Origin of the sequence: Streptomyces albicerus (genome assembly GCF_008905045.1) — a bacterium.
Taxonomy (GTDB): Bacteria; Actinomycetota; Actinomycetes; order Streptomycetales; family Streptomycetaceae; genus Streptomyces; species Streptomyces albicerus.
Map to the genome: position 1 here is coordinate 1 of NZ_VWMY01000022.1, position 15,155 is coordinate 15,155.

Consider the following 15,155-nt stretch of genomic DNA (forward strand, 5'->3'; position numbering starts at 1 on the left):
TTCCCCGCGCCCCTAAAGACAAAAGCCTGGGGCGCAGCCCCGCTTTTAGGGGCGCGGGGAACTGCGCGACCAGCCCCCACCGGCCCGCAGCTGTCCAACCGGCCGAACCCCACTCGAAAATTCGAGCGGAACCTCTAGGCGGAGCCTGATAATCCGCCCATGCTGCGCACATGACAGAAAACCTGACACATCGTCACCTGACTAGACGTCACATACTGGGCATGGTCGCCCTGCAAACGGCCGCCACCCTCGGCATCACCCGCATCAACCTCCAAACCGCCAACGCCGCCGAGCCCGACGCAGTCGACACCGCGCCCGCCATAGTGATCGGCTCCGGCTACGGCGCCGCCGTGGCCGCCCTCCGCCTCGGCCAGGCCGGCATCCGCACCCTCGTCCTGGAGATGGGCAGGCTCTGGAACACGCCAGGGGCCGACGGCAAGGTCTTCTGCTCCACCGCCGCCCCCGACAAGCGCTCCATGTGGTTCCGCACCCGTACGGAGGCCCCGCTGGCGACCTTCCTCTGGCTGGACGTCGTCAACAAGGACATCACCCCGTACCCCGGAGTCCTCGACCGCGTACGCCACCAGAACATCTCGGTCTACGTGGGCCGGGGCGTCGGCGGCGGCTCCCTGGTCAACGGCGGTATGGCCGTGACCCCGCTCCGCTCGTACTTCACCGAGCAGTTCCCCACCGTGAACGCCGCCGAGATGTACGACACGTACTTCCCGCGCGCCCGCCAGATGCTCGGCGTCAACACGATCGACCCGGCCTGGTTCGAGTCCACGGAGTGGTACCGCTTCACCCGGATCTCCCGCAAGCACGCCCAGAACACCGGCCTGAAGACCACCTTCGTGCCGAACGTCTACGACTTCGGCCACATGCAGCGCGAGGCGGCGGGCACCGCCACGAAGTCGGCACTCGCGGGCGAGGTCATCTACGGCAACAACCACGGCAAGCGCACCCTCGACAAGACCTATCTCGCGGCGGCGATCGGCACCGGGAACGTGACGATCGAGACCCTGTCCAGGGCCCGAGGCGTGCGGCGGGCCGCCGACGGTTCGTACGTCGTCACCGTCGACCGGATCGACGACACCGGGGCGGTCGTCGAGACCAAGGAGTACGGCTGCACGTACCTCTTCCTCGGCGGCGGCAGTCTCGGCACCACGGAACTCCTGGTCCGCGCCCGGGCGCTCGGCACCCTGCCCGCCCTTGACGCGAGCGTCGGCACCGGCTGGGGCACGAACGGCAATGTGATGACCGGACGCGCCAACCACCTCTGGGACACCGTCGGTGCGAACCAGTCGACCATGCCGGTCATGGGCATCGACGACTGGGCGAACACCGGCAACCCCGTCTTCGCCGAAATCGCCCCGCTGCCCACGGGGCTGGAGCACTGGATCAGCCTCTATCTGGCGATCACCAAGAATCCGGAGCGGGCCTCGTTCTCGTACGACCGCGCGAGCGACTCCGCGAAGATCGGCTGGACCGCCGCCCAGAGCGCGGTCTCCGTCGCCATGGCCAGGAAGCTCTTCGACCGGATCAACTCGGCCAACTCGACGATCTACCGCTACGACCTCTTCGGCAACAACAAGACCTTCGCCGACGACTTCACGTACCACCCGCTGGGCGGCTGCGTACTGGGCAAGGCGACCGACAACTACGGCCGGGTGAAGGGGTATTCGAAGCTGTACGTCACCGACGGCTCGCTCGTGCCCGGGTCGATCGGGGTGAACCCGTTCGTGACGATCACGGCGCTCGCGGAACGGACCATGGCGCGGGTCCTCGCCGAGGACACCGCGCCATAGCGGTCCGACCGGGCTGATCAGCCCCGGTAGATGCCCTCGATCTCGTCCGCGTAGTCCTTCGCCACCACGTTGCGCTTGAGCTTCAGGGACGGCGTGAGGTGGCCGGAGTCCTCGGTGAACTGGGAGGCAAGAATGCGGAACTTCCGCACCGATTCCGCCTTCGACACCGCGGCGTTGCCGTCGTCGACAGCGCTCTGGATCTCCGCGAGCAGATCCGGATCCTGACTGAGCGACGCCGCGGTGGAACCCGCCGGCTTGCCGTGCTCGGCGGCCCAGCGGCCCAGGAACTCCTCGTCGATGGTGATCAGCGCGCCCACGAAGGGCCGCCCGTCGCCCACCACCATGCACTCCGCGACCAGCGCGTGCGCGCGGATCCGGTCCTCGATCACGGCCGGGGCGACGTTCTTGCCGCCCGCGGTGACGATGATCTCCTTCTTGCGGCCGGTGATCCGGAGATAGCCGTCCTCGTCCAGGGTGCCGATGTCACCGGTGTGGAACCAGCCGTCGGCGAGCGCCTCGGCGGTCGCGCCCTCGTTGTTCCAGTAGCCCTTGAACAGGTGCTCGCCGTGCAGCAGCACCTCACCGTCGTCGGCGATGCGGATCACGGAGCCCGGCAGCGGCTGCCCGACCGTGCCGATCTTCGTCCGGTCCCACGGGTTGAAGGCGGTGGCCGCGCAGGACTCGGTCAGGCCGTAGCCCTCCAGGACCGTGAAGCCGATACCGCGGAAGAAGTGGCCCAGGCGCTCGCCCAGCGGGGCACCGCCCGAGATCGCGTACTCGCCCTTGCCGCCGAGCACCGCGCGCAGCTTGCTGTAGACGAGCTTGTCGAACGCCTTGTGTTTGATCTTCAGGCCGATCGAGGGGCCCGACGGCGTGTCCAGCGCGCGGCTGTACTCGATCGCGGTGTCCGCCGCCTTGTCGAAGATCTTGCCCTTGCCGTCCGCCTGCGCCTTGGCGCGCGCCGAGTTGTAGACCTTCTCGAAGACCCGCGGCACACCGAGGATCAACGTCGGCCGGAACGCGGCCAGTTCGTCGGTGAGGTGCTTGATGTCCGGTACGTTGCCCAGCTTGATCGGCGCCATCATCGGCGCGACCTGCACGAGCCGCCCGAAGACGTGCGCGAGCGGCAGGAAGAGGAGCACCGAGCACTCGCCCGTACGGAACAGCGGGCGCAGCCGCTCCACGATGTTTCCGCACTCCGCGAAGAAGCTGCGGTGGGTGAGGACGCAGCCCTTGGGGCGCCCGGTCGTGCCGCTCGTGTAGACGATGGTCGCCGGGTCGTCGGCCTTGGCACTCGAGCTGCGCTCCTCGACCGTGGCGTCCGTGACGTCCTTGCCGGCCCGGCCCAGCTCCTCGACGCCGCCGGCCTCGATCTGCCAGACGTGCTTGAGGTGCGGCAGCCGGTCGCGCACCGACTCGACGGAGGCCGCGTGCGTGTCCAGCTCGACGATGCAGGCGGTCGCGCCCGAGTCGCCGAGGATCCACTGCACCTGCTCCGGCGAGCTGGTCTCGTACACCGGTACGGTGATCGCGCCCGCGCTCCAGATCGCGAAGTCGAGCAGCGTCCACTCGTAGCGCGTACGGGACATCAGAGCGACCCGGTCGCCCGGCTCGACGCCCGAGGCGATCAGGCCCTTGGCGGCGGCCTGCACCTCGGCGAGGAAGGCGGTGGCCGTGACGTCCGTCCAAGTGCCGCCGACCTTACGGGCGATGACCGCCACGTCAGGATGCTGCGCGGCGTTTCTGCGGACGATGTCGGTCAGATTGCCGTCCGCGGGGACCTCGTACAAAGCCGGAAGGCTGAACTCGCGCAAGACTGCTGCTCCTCATAGGGCGCCGACGCCACGACTTCGTGTGATGCGACGGAGCGGTCCAAGGCTCGGGCGGGTGCTCGGGGACTCAGGTGGTTGAAACCCTGAGCACGACTGGACTGCCCGGACGTTACCCGCCGGTACTGCCTCTACGACAGGGGGGTCCGGCGAGATGTTCCCCGCGTCACATGTGTTGGCGTTCCTTCGCGCACAGTAGTCCAGGCCATTACTGACTGGGAAGTAACCGCAGGTCCCGCCACGCCTACACACGTTTGCTCCACAGGCTTACCCTTGATCGCCATGGCAGGCACACAAGGCGGCAACGGCGCCGACACCGGCAGCAACGGCGGCGACACGCGAAGGACGCGTATCCACGTCGTGAGCGACGTGCACGGGAACGTCCGCGACCTGGCCAGAGCCGGTGACGGCGCGGACGCCCTGATCTGCCTGGGCGATCTCGTGCTCTTCATCGACTACGCCGACCACACCCGCGGCATCTTCCCCGACCTGTTCGGCACCGAGAACACGGACCGCATCGTCGAACTCCGCACCGCCCGCCACTACGAGAAGGCGCGGGCGTTCGGTGCCCAGCTGTGGGCGGGCATCGACCGCGGCCCCGCCATCGAGAAGGCCGTACGCAAGCAGTACGCCGAACTGTTCGCCGCGTTCCCCACCCCGACGTACGCCACCTACGGCAACGTCGACATGCCACCCCTGTGGTCGGAGTACGCAGGGCCCGGCACCACCGTGCTCGACGGGGAGCGCGTCGAGATCGGCGGCCGGGTCTTCGGCTTCGTCGGCGGCGGCCTGCGGACCCCCATGCGGACGCCGTACGAGATCAGCGACGAGGAGTACGCGGCGAAGATCGAGGCCGTCGGCGAGGTCGACGTGCTGTGCACGCACATCCCGCCGGAGATCCCCGAGCTCGTCTACGACACGGTGGCGCGGCGCTTCGAACGGGGGAGCCGGGCACTGCTCGACGCCATCCGGCGGACCCGGCCGCGGTACTCGCTCTTCGGACACGTCCACCAACCGCTCGTACGGCGGATGCGGGTGGGCGCCACGGAGTGCGTGAACGTGGGCCACTTCGCCGGAACCGGGAAGCCGTGGGCGCTGGAGTGGTGACCGCTCCCGGCCCTCGTGGGCCCGGGGGTGGTCACCCGCCGGTCGCGCGGTAGCCTTCACGCTGCATACACAGGTACAAAGCGTTCGTACCCCGAAGAACACCCCTGTCCGGACCGCATCTGGAGGAGCCACGGCGATGGCGGAACACACCAGCTCGAGCATCACGATCGAGGCGGCACCGGCCGACGTCATGGGAGTGATCGCCGACTTCGCCCGCTACCCGGACTGGACGGGCGAGGTGAAGGAGGCGGAGGTGCTCGCCAGCGACGACCAGGGCCGCGCCGAGCAGGTCCGCCTCGTGATGGACGCCGGCGCCATCAAGGACGACCAGACGCTGGCATACACCTGGACGGGCGACCACGAGGTCTCCTGGACCCTGGTCAAGTCCCAGATGCTCCGCTCCCTCGACGGCTCGTACATCCTCAAGCCCGCGGGCTCCGGCTCCACCGAGGTCACCTACCAGCTCACCGTCGACGTCAAGATCCCCATGCTCGGCATGATCAAGCGCAAGGCGGAGAAGGTCATCATCGACCGGGCGCTGGCGGGCCTCAAGAAGCGCGTGGAGACGGGCGACAAGGAGTAGCGGTCCCCGGTACGGGTGCCTCACCGCGTACCGTTCACCCTCATGCGCACCATCCTGATCACCGGCCCCGGCGGCTCCGGCCGCACCACCGTCGCCGCGGCCACCGCTCTGGAGGCCGCCCGCCGGGGCATCCGCACCCTGGTGCTCTCCGCGGACCGCACCGACACCCTCGGCGCCGTCCTCGGCACCCCCACCGGCGGTACGCCCTCCGAAGCCGCCCCCGGTCTGACGGCGTGGCGGCCGGACGCGACCGAGGGTTTCCGGGCGGATCTTCTCGCGTTCCAGGACCGGGCCGCCACCGCCCTGGACATGCTGGGCGCCGCCCGCCTGGAGGGCGAGGAACTCACCCCCCTTCCCGGCGCCGAGGAGTTCGCGCTGCTCCGCGCCCTGCGTGACGCGGCCACGGCGGACACGTACGACCTGCTGGTCGTCGACCTGCCGCCCACCCCGCAGGCACTCGCCCTCCTCGCCCTTCCCGAGCAGCTGCGCCGCTACCTGCGCCGACTGCTCCCCGCGGAGCGCCAGGCGGCGCGCGCCCTGCGCCCCGTCCTCGGCCGCCTCGCCGGCGTCCCGATGCCGGCCGACTGGCTGTACGAGACGGCAGCCCGCTGGGACCTCGAACTCGCCGCCGTTCAGATGGCCGTCGAGGACCCAGCCACGACCGTACGGCTGGTCGCCGAACCGGGCCCGGCCGGCTCCGACGCCGTCCGCACCGCCACCACCGGCCTGGCCCTGCGCGGCCTGCGCACCGACGCCCTGATCGCGAACCGTGTCCTGCCCGACGCGTCCCCCGACACCTGGCTCGCCGCCCTCGGGGCACAGCAGCGCAAGGCTCTGGACGAATGGCGTGACGAGTGGGGGCAGACGTACGACGTACGTGAGATCCCCCACCTCGGCCGCGACCCGCGCGGCGCCGAGGACCTCGCCGCGCTCCCCGTGCCCGCGCCGGGCGACGCACCCGGCCCGGTCGAGTGGCCCGTCGCCGACCGGCTCGCCGACGACGGCGTGCTCGTCTGGCACATCCCCCTCCCCGGCGCCATACGCGAGGAGCTCGACCTCGTCCGGCGCGGCGACGAACTCGTCGTCACCGCCGGGCAGTTCCGCCGGATCGTCGATCTCCCGTCCGCCCTGCGCCGCTGCACCGTGGACGGCGCCTCCCTGCGCGACGGCGAACTGCGCGTCCGGTTCGCACCCGACCCGGACCTGTGGCCGCGCGGAAGGTGACCGAGTCCCGATCCGTGGGCGCGGACACAGTGAACGGCATACCTCCGTTCGGGTAACGTCGAGAGATACAGAGCCAATGCTTGGAGTCCGCCATGAGCGATGAGCGCCCTACGTCCGACGCCGGGGAGGACGCGCTCGACAAAGTGCGTGACGAGGTGCCCGACGAGGTGCGAGCGACCGACGCCGATGCCTGGGCGAAGGCGTGCGCCGAGGACCTCGCCGCGGAGAAGGCCCGCCGCCGCACCCAGTACGGCCAGCCGCCCGGCTCGGCCGCCGAGGAACTGCGCAAACTCGTCGACACCGTCGCCGACAAGCTGTCCGGACTGCAGTCGCCGCTGTTCGGCGCGGTCGCGGGCGGCGCCGCCCAGCAGATGGTCAACCAGGTCGTGCAGCAGGCCAAGGCCGCGGTCGAGCCCGTCATCGAGCGCAACCCCGACCTGTTCGACCATCTCGCCGCCGCCGGCTCCGAACTGCTCGCCGCGTACCGTTCCGCCGTCGAGGCACAGGAGCGGCGCTGGACCACCCGCGACACCGCCCCAGGACCCCGCGACGAGGGCACTGGTCCCGGGGAACACATCGACCTCGACTGAAGCCGCTCGGGTACGGTTGGCCGTAGCGGGGCTCGACCGAAACTGAGGGATTCATGGGACTCACCATCGGCGTCGACATCGGCGGCACGAAGATCGCGGCCGGCGTGGTCGATGAGGAAGGCAACATCCTCTCGACGTTCAAGGTGCCGACCCCCACCACGCCGCAGGCCATCGTGGACGCCATCGCCGCGGCCGTCGAGGGTGCCCGGGCCGGGCACGAGATCGTCGGCGTGGGCATCGGTGCTGCCGGATACGTCGACCGCCAGCGCTCCACGGTCTATTTCGCGCCGAACATCGACTGGCGGCAGGAGCCGTTGAAGGACGAGGTCGAGCAGCGTGTGGGCCTGCCGGTCGTCGTCGAGAACGACGCGAACGCGGCCGCCTGGGGCGAGTACAAGTTCGGCGGGGGCAAGGGCCACCGCAACGTCATCTGCATCACGCTGGGCACGGGTCTCGGCGGCGGCATCATCATCGGCAACAAGCTGCGCCGCGGGCACTTCGGCGTCGCCGCCGAGTTCGGCCACATCCGGATGGTCCCGGACGGTCTGCTCTGCGGCTGTGGCTCCCAGGGCTGCTGGGAGCAGTACGCGTCCGGGCGCGCCCTCGTGAGATACGCGAAGCAGCGCGCCAACGCGACCCCCGAGAACGCGGAGATCCTGCTCTCGCTGGGCGACGGCACCCCCGACGGCATCGAGGGCAAGCACATCTCCATGGCCGCCCGGCAGGGCGACCCGGTGGCCGTCGACTCCTACCGCGAGCTGGCCCGCTGGGCCGGCGCGGGCCTGGCCGACCTGGCCTCGCTCTTCGACCCCTCCGCCTTCATCGTCGGCGGCGGCCTCTCGGACGAGGGCGAACTGGTCCTCGACCCCATCCGCAAGTCCTACAAGCGCTGGCTCGTCGGCGGCAACTGGCGCCCGGTCGCCGACGTCATCGCCGCCCAACTGGGCAACAAGGCGGGGCTGGTGGGCGCGGCCGATCTGGCTCGCGAGCCCGATCCCATCATGTAGTCCACGCCCAACTGCCCGCCGCCCTGCTTTCGAGGACGGCGGGCAGTTGTGCTTTTCGGGGGCTGGTAGTACGGAATCTGCGGGTTGTGTGTGGCTGGTCGCGCCCACGCGGCGGAGCCGCATATGTCACAGCCCCGCGCCCCTAAAAGACGGGGCTGCGCCCCTGTCTTTTGTCCTTGGGGCGCAGCCCCTGCTTTTAAGGGGCGCGGGGAACTGCGCGACCAGCCCCCACCGTCCCGCGGCAAAACAACGACCCAACACCCCCCGCCCTATATCTTGATCACCATGCCGACCAGCCCCACAGCCAGTCCGCTACCCAACTCCCGTACGGAACCGGACGGTTCAGCCGTCATCCGGGTCCTCAGTTACAACATCCGCTCCATGCGAGACGACACCGTCGCCCTCGCCCGAGTGATCACCGCCTGCGAACCCGACCTCGTCCTGATCCAAGAAGCCCCCCGCTTCTTCCGCTGGCGCAAAAAGCTGGCCCGCCTGGCAGCCGCATCCGGCCAGGTGATCCTCTCCGGCGGCGGCACGGCATCGGGCCCCGCTCTCCTCTGCTCCCTGCGAGCAACAGTCGAACGCACCGAGGACGTACTGCTCCCGCTCACCCCGGGCCTGCACAGACGCGGCTTCGCGACGGCAGTCGTCCGTTTCGGCGGAGCCGCCCGTATCGGCGTACTGAGCTGCCACCTCTCCCTCCAGAAGGACGAGCGCTACGAGCAGGGCGGCATGCTCCTCGACCGCCTCGCCGCACTGGGCACCCCGCACGCCATCGCGGGCGGCGACCTCAACGAGCGGCCGAACGGCCGCACGTTCAAACGCCTCGCCGCCGACCTCCAGGACTGCTGGGCGGTGGCCCCCTGGGGTGCGGAGTACACCTCGACGCCCACCGATCCCCACCAGCGCATCGACGCGCTCTTCGCCACGGAGGGCGTGGAGGTCCTGGGCTGCGGGGTGCCGCTCGGCCTCCCCGGAGTGACGGAGACAGACTTGAGGGCGGCCACGGACCATCTGCCGGTCCTGGCCGCCCTCAGGGTTCCCGCGTCGTAGGCGCAGGGGTCAGACCACCGCGCCGCGCCCCGGGTCGTCCTCGTCCTCGTCGTCGCCGCGCATCCGTGCCACCAGCGTGGCGAAGCCGCCGAGGAAGCCGCCGATGCCGAGGGTGGCGAGCCACCAGCTCATGTGCCACCCGAGCAGGACGGCCAGGAGGAGCAGGAGGGGGCCGCCGATCACGGCGAGCCAGGCGAACTTGGCCGTCGTGTCCGCGGTGGGCAGCGGGGGTGGCTCGGGCGGCACGAAGTGGCCCTCGTCGTCCTCGTCGAAGTCCTCCTCGGCCGGTTCCGGCGCCGTGTAGTCCCGCGGGCCGGAGACGCCGGGGGCGAAGGCGACGGAGCTGCCGAGCGGCTTCTCGGCGGCGGGCTCGTCCCCCGCTGTGCCCCTCGCCTCGGAACCCTCGGAATCCTCGCCGTCCGTGTCGTCCTTCGTACCCTTTGCGCCCCTCGTGTCCTTGGAGCCCTTGGGACTCCTGGAGCTCTTCGTGTCGGAGTCGTCGGAGTCGTTCGTCTCGGGCTCCAGGAGCGCGAGGTCCTCGACCGACTTGAAGGGCTTGGCGCCGGGCGGGTCCGGCGGCTCATCGCCGTACCCGGCGACGATCGCCTCCCACGCCGCGGCCTCGTCGAACGACGGGCCCTGCTCCTCGCCGGGCGTCGCGTCCTTCTCGTCGGGCTCGCGGTCCGCGTCGTGCTCAGCCACCGGTGGCCGTCCCTTCCTGCTGACCCGCCTGGTCCGCGCCGGCCTCCTTGCCGGCGCTGGGTGCGAGCCGGGAGACAAAGGCGAAGCTCTCCTCGAAGATCCGGTCCGCGTCGTGGTCCAACGTCGCGACGTGGTAGCTCTGTTCCAGGAGTATCTCCGTGACATCGGTGGACGACACCCGGCTGAGGATGCGGGCCGAATCGGCGGGCGGCACGACATGGTCCTGCGGGCTGTGCAGGAGCAGCATCGGCTGGGTCACCTGGGGGAGCTCGCCGTCGACCAGCCGGAAGAAGTTCCGCAGCGAGTGCGCCGCGTGCAGGGGCACCTTGTCGTAGCCGATCTCGATACCGCCCTCCTTGGCGATGTCGCTGGTCAGCCCCTTTGTCGTACGGACGAGGTGGCGGAGCACCGGGAGGGCGTACGCCGACAGGCCGTGCACCTTGTTCGCCGGATTGACGACCACGATGCCGCCGATCTCGTCGCCGTGCTTCGCGGCGAGCCGCAGGGTGAGCGCGCCGCCCATGGAGAGGCCGAAGACGAAGACCTGGGAGCAGCGCTCGCGCAGGGCGCGCAGCTCGCGGTCCACCTCCGCGTACCAGTCCTGCCAGCCCGTGACCTGCATGTCCTCCCAGCGCGTGCCGTGCCCGGGCAGCAGCGGCAGCGCGACGGTCAGACCGCGCTCGGCGAGATACTCCGCCCAGGGGCGCAGCGACTGCGGGGAACCGGTGAAGCCGTGGCAGAGGAGGACCCCGACCTCTCCGCCCTCGTGGCGGAACGGCTCGGCTCCAGGAAGGACCGGCACCTTCGGTCTCCTGTTCATTGAAGAGGGACGACTCATTGAACGCTCATTGAAGAAGGACGGCTGAAGAGGGACGGCTGTTCATCGAGAAGTGTTCATTCAGGGGCGACGCGACGATCACCCCGAAGCTTCGAGGCGTACTTCACCGTACGCGACCGCACTGACACCGACCAGGGCCGTCGGGTCCTTTGACAGTGCTCCGGGTTAAGGTCTGATCGACGACACAGGAGGCACTCGGTTGATCTACGGCGCAATGAAGTTTTCCATCGGAGGGCCCCTGAAGCTCGCCTTCAGGCCCTGGGTGGAAGGCCTCGAGAACATTCCCGCCGAGGGTCCCGCCATCCTGGCCAGCAATCACCTGTCGTTCTCGGACTCGTTCTTCCTGCCCGCGGTCCTCGACCGCAAGGTGACCTTCATCGCGAAGGCCGAGTACTTCACGACACCCGGCATCAAGGGCCGGATGACCGCCGCTTTCTTCAAGGGCGTCGGCCAGCTGCCGGTGGACCGCTCCGGAGCGCGCGGCGCGGGAGAGGCGGCCATCAAGAGCGGCGTCGACGTCCTCGAGCGCGGCGAGCTGTTCGGCATCTATCCCGAGGGCACGCGGTCGCCCGACGGCCGGCTCTACCGGGGCAAGCCCGGCGGCCTCGCGCGCGTGGCGCTCGCCACCGGGGCGCCCGTCATCCCGGTCGCCATGATCGACACCGAGAAGATCCAGCCGCCGGGGAAGGTGATGCCCAAGCTGATGCGCCCGGGCATCCGCATCGGCAAGCCGCTGGACTTCAGCCGCTACGGCGGCATGGAGCACGACCGGTTCGTCCTGCGCGCCGTGACCGACGAGGTCATGTACGAGATCATGAAGCTCTCCGGGCAGGAGTACGTCGACATCTACGCGACAGCCGCCAAGCGGCAGATCGCGGAAGCGGCGAAGGCGCAGAAGCAGGCGCACAAGGAAGCCCAGAAGGAAGCCGAGCAGGCACAGAAGGAAGCCGAGCAGGCCGAGAAGGAAGCGCAGAAAGAAGCCGAGCAGGCACAGCAGCAGGCCGAGAAGGAACGGTCCGACTCCTAGACGCGGCCGTCGGGGGATGGGGTAGTGGGGGACATGGCCAAGCGCGAGAGAGTCATGAGAATGTCGGTCGAGCAGCCGCTGTGGCGCGCGCTCACCGCGTACCGAGTCCTGACGATGTTCTACGCGATCGGCCTCTTCGTCGCGAAGCACGACGAGTTCGTCCGTCCCGAAGTGGCCATCGGCTACTACGCGGTGCTCTTCGTGTGGACCTTCGCCACCCTGCCCAGGGTCGCCAACGCGGCGAACTGCACCAAGCGGTTCCTCGCCGCCGACCTGACCATCGCGCTCACCGGCATCCTGCTCACGCCGGTCGCGGACGCCCAGGCCCGGATCGAGGCCGGCGGCCCGACGCTCCCCTCGATATGGACCGCGGGCTCCGTGCTGGCGTTCGCGATCAAGGGCGGCTGGCGCTGGGCGGCCTTCGCCTCGGCGCTCGTCGGCGTCGCCAACGTCGTTCAGCGTGGCGCGCTCAGCCAGGACACCCTCCACAACGTGCTGCTGGTCTGGGTCGCCTCCATCGCCATCGGATACGTCGTCGAGGTCGCCCGGGCCTCCGAGCGCACCCTCGCCCGCGCCCTGGAGATCGAGGCCGCGACGCGCGAGCGGGAGCGGCTCGCCCGCGACATCCACGACAGCGTTCTCCAGGTGCTGGCCATGGTGCAGCGGCGCGGTTCGACGCTCGGCGGCGAGGCCGCGGAGCTGGGCCGGCTCGCGGGCGAGCAGGAGGTGGCGCTGCGCACGCTGGTCTCCGGTGGCATGGTGCCGGTCTCGCGCGTGTCGGAGGACGTGGCCGAGGGCGCCGTGGTGCGCGCGGTGGACGAGCCGGACCCGGACGAGGACGCCGGCCTCTGCGACCTGCGCTCGCTGCTGGCCCCGTACGCCACCGCGAAGGTGACCTTCTCCGAGCCCGGCGCCCCGGTACCGCTCGAGCCTGTCGCGGCGAAGGAGCTGGCCGCTGCCGTCGGTGCTGCCCTGGACAATGTCCACCGGCACGCGGGCGCGGACGCGCGGGCGTGGATCCTCGTCGAGGACGAGCCGGACGCGGTGATCGTGACCGTACGCGACGACGGTCCCGGCATCCCCGAGGGGCGGCTCGCCCAGGCCGAGGGGGAGGGACGCCTCGGCGTCGCCCTGTCGATCCGCGGTCGGCTGCGCGAGATCGGGGGCACGGCCGAGGTGATCTCGATCGCGGGGCAGGGCACGGAGGTCGAACTGAAGGTGCCGAAGGTTTCACAGGGGAAGGCAGGCCGACGATGACGGCGCCCCGTCAGGGGCGCGGGGCTGTGACATATGCGGCTCCGCCGCGCGGGCGCGCCCAGCCACAACGAACCCGCACCCGAGGTACGACCCGATGGGGGCCTGGGGGCGAAGCCCCCAGTTCCGGGAAGGGGCGGGGTTTGGGAAAAGCAAAAGCCACGGTGAAGCTGGAGCGACGATGAGTGAGCAGCAGGACCCGATCAAGGTCATGGTCGTGGACGACCACCCCATGTGGCGGGACGCCGTCGCCCGTGACCTGGCCGAGTCCGGTTTCGACGTGGTCGCCACGGCGGGCGACGGCGAGCAGGCGGTGCGCCGTGCGCAGGCCGCCGGGCCCGACGTCCTCGTCCTCGACCTGAACCTGCCCGCGAAGCCCGGCGTCCAGGTCTGCAAGGAGCTGGTCGGAGCCAACCCCGCCCTGCGCGTCCTGGTCCTCTCCGCGAGCGGCGAGCACGCCGACGTGCTGGAGGCGGTCAAATCGGGGGCCACCGGCTATCTGCTCAAGTCGGCCTCCACGGAGGAGCTGATCGACGCGGTGCGCCGCACGGCCGTCGGCGACCCCGTCTTCACGCCGGGGCTCGCGGGCCTGGTCCTCGGCGAGTACCGCAGACTCGCCTCCGACCCCGGCCCCGCCACGGGCAGCGACGAGCCCAAGGCTCCGCAGCTCACCGACCGCGAGACCGAGGTGCTCCGGCTGGTCGCCAAGGGCCTGAGCTACAAGCAGATCGCCGAGCGCCTCGTCATCTCCCACCGCACCGTCCAGAACCACGTGCAGAACACCCTGGGCAAGCTGCAACTCCACAACCGCGTGGAGCTGGTGCGCTATGCCATAGAGCGGGGCCTCGACGACGCGTAAACCGTCCGTTTCCCACCATCGAGTGAAGACCGGTGATCAACGCCCGCACAATTCACTGGAATTGACCTTCCGCACCATGCCGAAGTGACCTGGATCACTATTAGCGTGAGTCCCATCAGGCAACCGCGGCGAAGGGACTTTCCATGCGGGTCGGAGTACTGACCGGAGGCGGCGACTGCCCCGGGCTCAACGCCGTCATCCGGGGCATCGTCCGCAAGGGCGTGCAGGAGTACGGCTATGACTTCACCGGCTTCCGGGACGGTTGGCGGGGTCCGCTGGAGGGCGACGCCGTCCGGCTCGACATTCCCGCCGTGCGCGGCATCCTGCCCCGCGGCGGCACCATCCTCGGCTCCTCGCGCACCAATCCCCTCAAGGTCGAGAACGGCATCCGCCGGATCAAGGAGAACCTCGCCAAGCAGGAGGTCGACGCCCTGATCGCGATCGGCGGCGAGGACACCCTGGGCGTGGCGGCGCGCCTCACCGACGAGTACGGGGTGCCGGTGGTCGGAGTCCCGAAGACCATCGACAACGACCTCTCCGCCACCGACTACACCTTCGGCTTCGACACCGCCGTCGGTATCGCCACCGAGGCGATCGACCGGCTGCACACCACCGCCGAGTCGCACATGCGGGTGCTCGTCTGCGAGGTGATGGGGCGGCACGCGGGCTGGATCGCGCTCCACTCGGGCCTCGCGGGCGGCGCGAACGTCATCCTCATCCCCGAGCAGCGCTTCGACGTCGACCAGGTCTGTGCGTGGGTGACCTCGCGCTTCAAGGCCTCGTACGCGCCGATCGTGGTCGTCGCGGAGGGGGCGATGCCGAAGGACGGCGACATGGTCCTCAAGGACGGTTCGCTCGACTCCTTCGGGCATGTGCGGCTCTCCGGCGTGGGTGAGTGGCTGGCCAAGGAGATCGAGAAGCGGACGGGCAAGGAGGCGCGTACGACGGTCCTCGGTCACGTTCAGCGTGGTGGCACTCCCAGCGCCTTCGACCGGTGGCTCGCCACGCGCTTCGGGCTGCACGCCATCGACGCCGTCCGCGACGGGGACTTCGGCAAGATGGTCGCCCTCCACGGGACCGACATCGTCCGCGTCCCTATCGCCGAGGCCACGGCCCGCCTGAAGACGGTCGACCCCCGCCTGTACGAGGAGGTCGGAGTCTTCTTCGGCTGAGCCCTCAGACCCCCGCTTCGGCCTGAACGGCCTCGTCCTCAAACGCCGGACGGGCTGGGTATCTCAGCCTCTCCGGCGTTTGAGGAGCGGGGTCTGGGGCGGAGC

14 protein-coding genes are annotated in these 15,155 nt (G+C 70.0%); 11 read left to right on the top strand and 3 right to left on the bottom strand.

Annotated elements, in window-relative coordinates:
* Window positions 1–170: 170 nt before the first annotated feature.
* Complete coding sequence (locus tag GAS53_RS20770) at window positions 171–1,805, top strand: GMC oxidoreductase (RefSeq protein WP_450164468.1); 1,635 nt, start codon at window positions 171–173, stop codon at window positions 1,803–1,805.
* Window positions 1,806–1,822: 17 nt separating this feature from the next.
* On the opposite strand, the gene GAS53_RS20775 is transcribed toward GAS53_RS20770, so the two are convergent.
* Complete coding sequence (locus tag GAS53_RS20775) at window positions 1,823–3,619, bottom strand: AMP-dependent synthetase/ligase (RefSeq protein WP_151479148.1); 1,797 nt, start codon at window positions 3,617–3,619, stop codon at window positions 1,823–1,825.
* 297 nt (window positions 3,620–3,916) lie between these two features.
* Here GAS53_RS20775 and GAS53_RS20780 point away from each other — a divergent pair, with 297 nt between their 5' ends.
* The 6 genes from GAS53_RS20780 to GAS53_RS20810 all read left to right on the top strand — a co-directional run bounded on the left by GAS53_RS20780 (window position 3,917) and on the right by GAS53_RS20810 (window position 9,198).
* Window positions 3,917–4,741, top strand: a complete 825-nt coding sequence (locus GAS53_RS20780) for a metallophosphoesterase family protein (protein ID WP_151479149.1) — start codon at window positions 3,917–3,919, stop codon at window positions 4,739–4,741.
* A gap of 136 nt (window positions 4,742–4,877) precedes the next feature.
* Window positions 4,878–5,324: an SRPBCC family protein gene (locus GAS53_RS20785; RefSeq protein WP_151479150.1), complete on the top strand. Its 447-nt coding sequence runs from the start codon at window positions 4,878–4,880 to the stop codon at window positions 5,322–5,324.
* Window positions 5,325–5,366: 42 nt separating this feature from the next.
* Entirely contained in the window at window positions 5,367–6,548 is a 1,182-nt protein-coding gene (locus GAS53_RS20790; protein WP_151479151.1) for an ArsA family ATPase, read from the top strand.
* Between the two features lie 92 nt (window positions 6,549–6,640).
* A complete protein-coding gene (locus tag GAS53_RS20795) occupies window positions 6,641–7,138 on the top strand; it encodes a DUF5304 domain-containing protein (protein WP_151479152.1) in 498 nt (165 codons plus the stop codon).
* Window positions 7,139–7,191: 53 nt separating this feature from the next.
* Complete coding sequence (locus GAS53_RS20800) at window positions 7,192–8,145, top strand: ROK family glucokinase (RefSeq protein ID WP_151479153.1); 954 nt, start codon at window positions 7,192–7,194, stop codon at window positions 8,143–8,145.
* 285 nt (window positions 8,146–8,430) lie between these two features.
* Entirely contained in the window at window positions 8,431–9,198 is a 768-nt protein-coding gene (locus GAS53_RS20810; RefSeq protein ID WP_151479155.1) for an endonuclease/exonuclease/phosphatase family protein, read from the top strand.
* A 9-nt stretch (window positions 9,199–9,207) separates the two neighbouring features.
* On the opposite strand, the gene GAS53_RS20815 is transcribed toward GAS53_RS20810, so the two are convergent.
* Window positions 9,208–9,900: a hypothetical protein gene (locus GAS53_RS20815; protein WP_151479156.1), complete on the bottom strand. Its 693-nt coding sequence runs from the start codon at window positions 9,898–9,900 to the stop codon at window positions 9,208–9,210.
* On the bottom strand, window positions 9,893–10,702 hold the full coding sequence (locus GAS53_RS20820; protein ID WP_151479157.1) for an alpha/beta hydrolase: 810 nt from the start codon (window positions 10,700–10,702) through the stop codon (window positions 9,893–9,895). The genes GAS53_RS20815 and GAS53_RS20820 overlap by 8 nt, the downstream gene beginning before the upstream one ends.
* Before the next feature lie 250 nt (window positions 10,703–10,952).
* On the opposite strand from GAS53_RS20820, the gene GAS53_RS20825 reads away from it, so the two are divergent.
* The 4 genes from GAS53_RS20825 to GAS53_RS20840 all read left to right on the top strand — a co-directional run bounded on the left by GAS53_RS20825 (window position 10,953) and on the right by GAS53_RS20840 (window position 15,050).
* On the top strand, window positions 10,953–11,765 hold the full coding sequence (locus GAS53_RS20825) for a lysophospholipid acyltransferase family protein (RefSeq protein ID WP_151479158.1): 813 nt from the start codon (window positions 10,953–10,955) through the stop codon (window positions 11,763–11,765).
* A gap of 33 nt (window positions 11,766–11,798) precedes the next feature.
* A complete protein-coding gene (macS, locus tag GAS53_RS20830; RefSeq protein WP_151479159.1) occupies window positions 11,799–13,022 on the top strand; it encodes a MacS family sensor histidine kinase in 1,224 nt (407 codons plus the stop codon).
* A 178-nt stretch (window positions 13,023–13,200) separates the two neighbouring features.
* A complete protein-coding gene (locus GAS53_RS20835) occupies window positions 13,201–13,878 on the top strand; it encodes a response regulator (RefSeq protein WP_151479160.1) in 678 nt (225 codons plus the stop codon).
* A gap of 143 nt (window positions 13,879–14,021) precedes the next feature.
* A complete protein-coding gene (locus GAS53_RS20840) occupies window positions 14,022–15,050 on the top strand; it encodes a 6-phosphofructokinase (RefSeq protein ID WP_151479161.1) in 1,029 nt (342 codons plus the stop codon).
* Window positions 15,051–15,155: the final 105 nt, after the last annotated feature.

Coding starts and splice junctions, on each gene's coding strand:
- GAS53_RS20840 (WP_151479161.1), top strand. CDS start 14,022: ATGCGGGTCGGAGTACTGACCGGAGGCGGCGACTGCCCCGGGCTCAAC.
- GAS53_RS20825 (WP_151479158.1), top strand. CDS start 10,953: ATGAAGTTTTCCATCGGAGGGCCCCTGAAGCTCGCCTTCAGGCCCTGG.
- GAS53_RS20800 (WP_151479153.1), top strand. CDS start 7,192: ATGGGACTCACCATCGGCGTCGACATCGGCGGCACGAAGATCGCGGCC.
- GAS53_RS20770 (WP_450164468.1), top strand. CDS start 171: ATGACAGAAAACCTGACACATCGTCACCTGACTAGACGTCACATACTG.
- GAS53_RS20835 (WP_151479160.1), top strand. CDS start 13,201: ATGAGTGAGCAGCAGGACCCGATCAAGGTCATGGTCGTGGACGACCAC.
- macS (WP_151479159.1), top strand. CDS start 11,799: ATGGCCAAGCGCGAGAGAGTCATGAGAATGTCGGTCGAGCAGCCGCTG.
- GAS53_RS20795 (WP_151479152.1), top strand. CDS start 6,641: ATGAGCGATGAGCGCCCTACGTCCGACGCCGGGGAGGACGCGCTCGAC.
- GAS53_RS20785 (WP_151479150.1), top strand. CDS start 4,878: ATGGCGGAACACACCAGCTCGAGCATCACGATCGAGGCGGCACCGGCC.
- GAS53_RS20780 (WP_151479149.1), top strand. CDS start 3,917: ATGGCAGGCACACAAGGCGGCAACGGCGCCGACACCGGCAGCAACGGC.
- GAS53_RS20790 (WP_151479151.1), top strand. CDS start 5,367: ATGCGCACCATCCTGATCACCGGCCCCGGCGGCTCCGGCCGCACCACC.
- GAS53_RS20810 (WP_151479155.1), top strand. CDS start 8,431: ATGCCGACCAGCCCCACAGCCAGTCCGCTACCCAACTCCCGTACGGAA.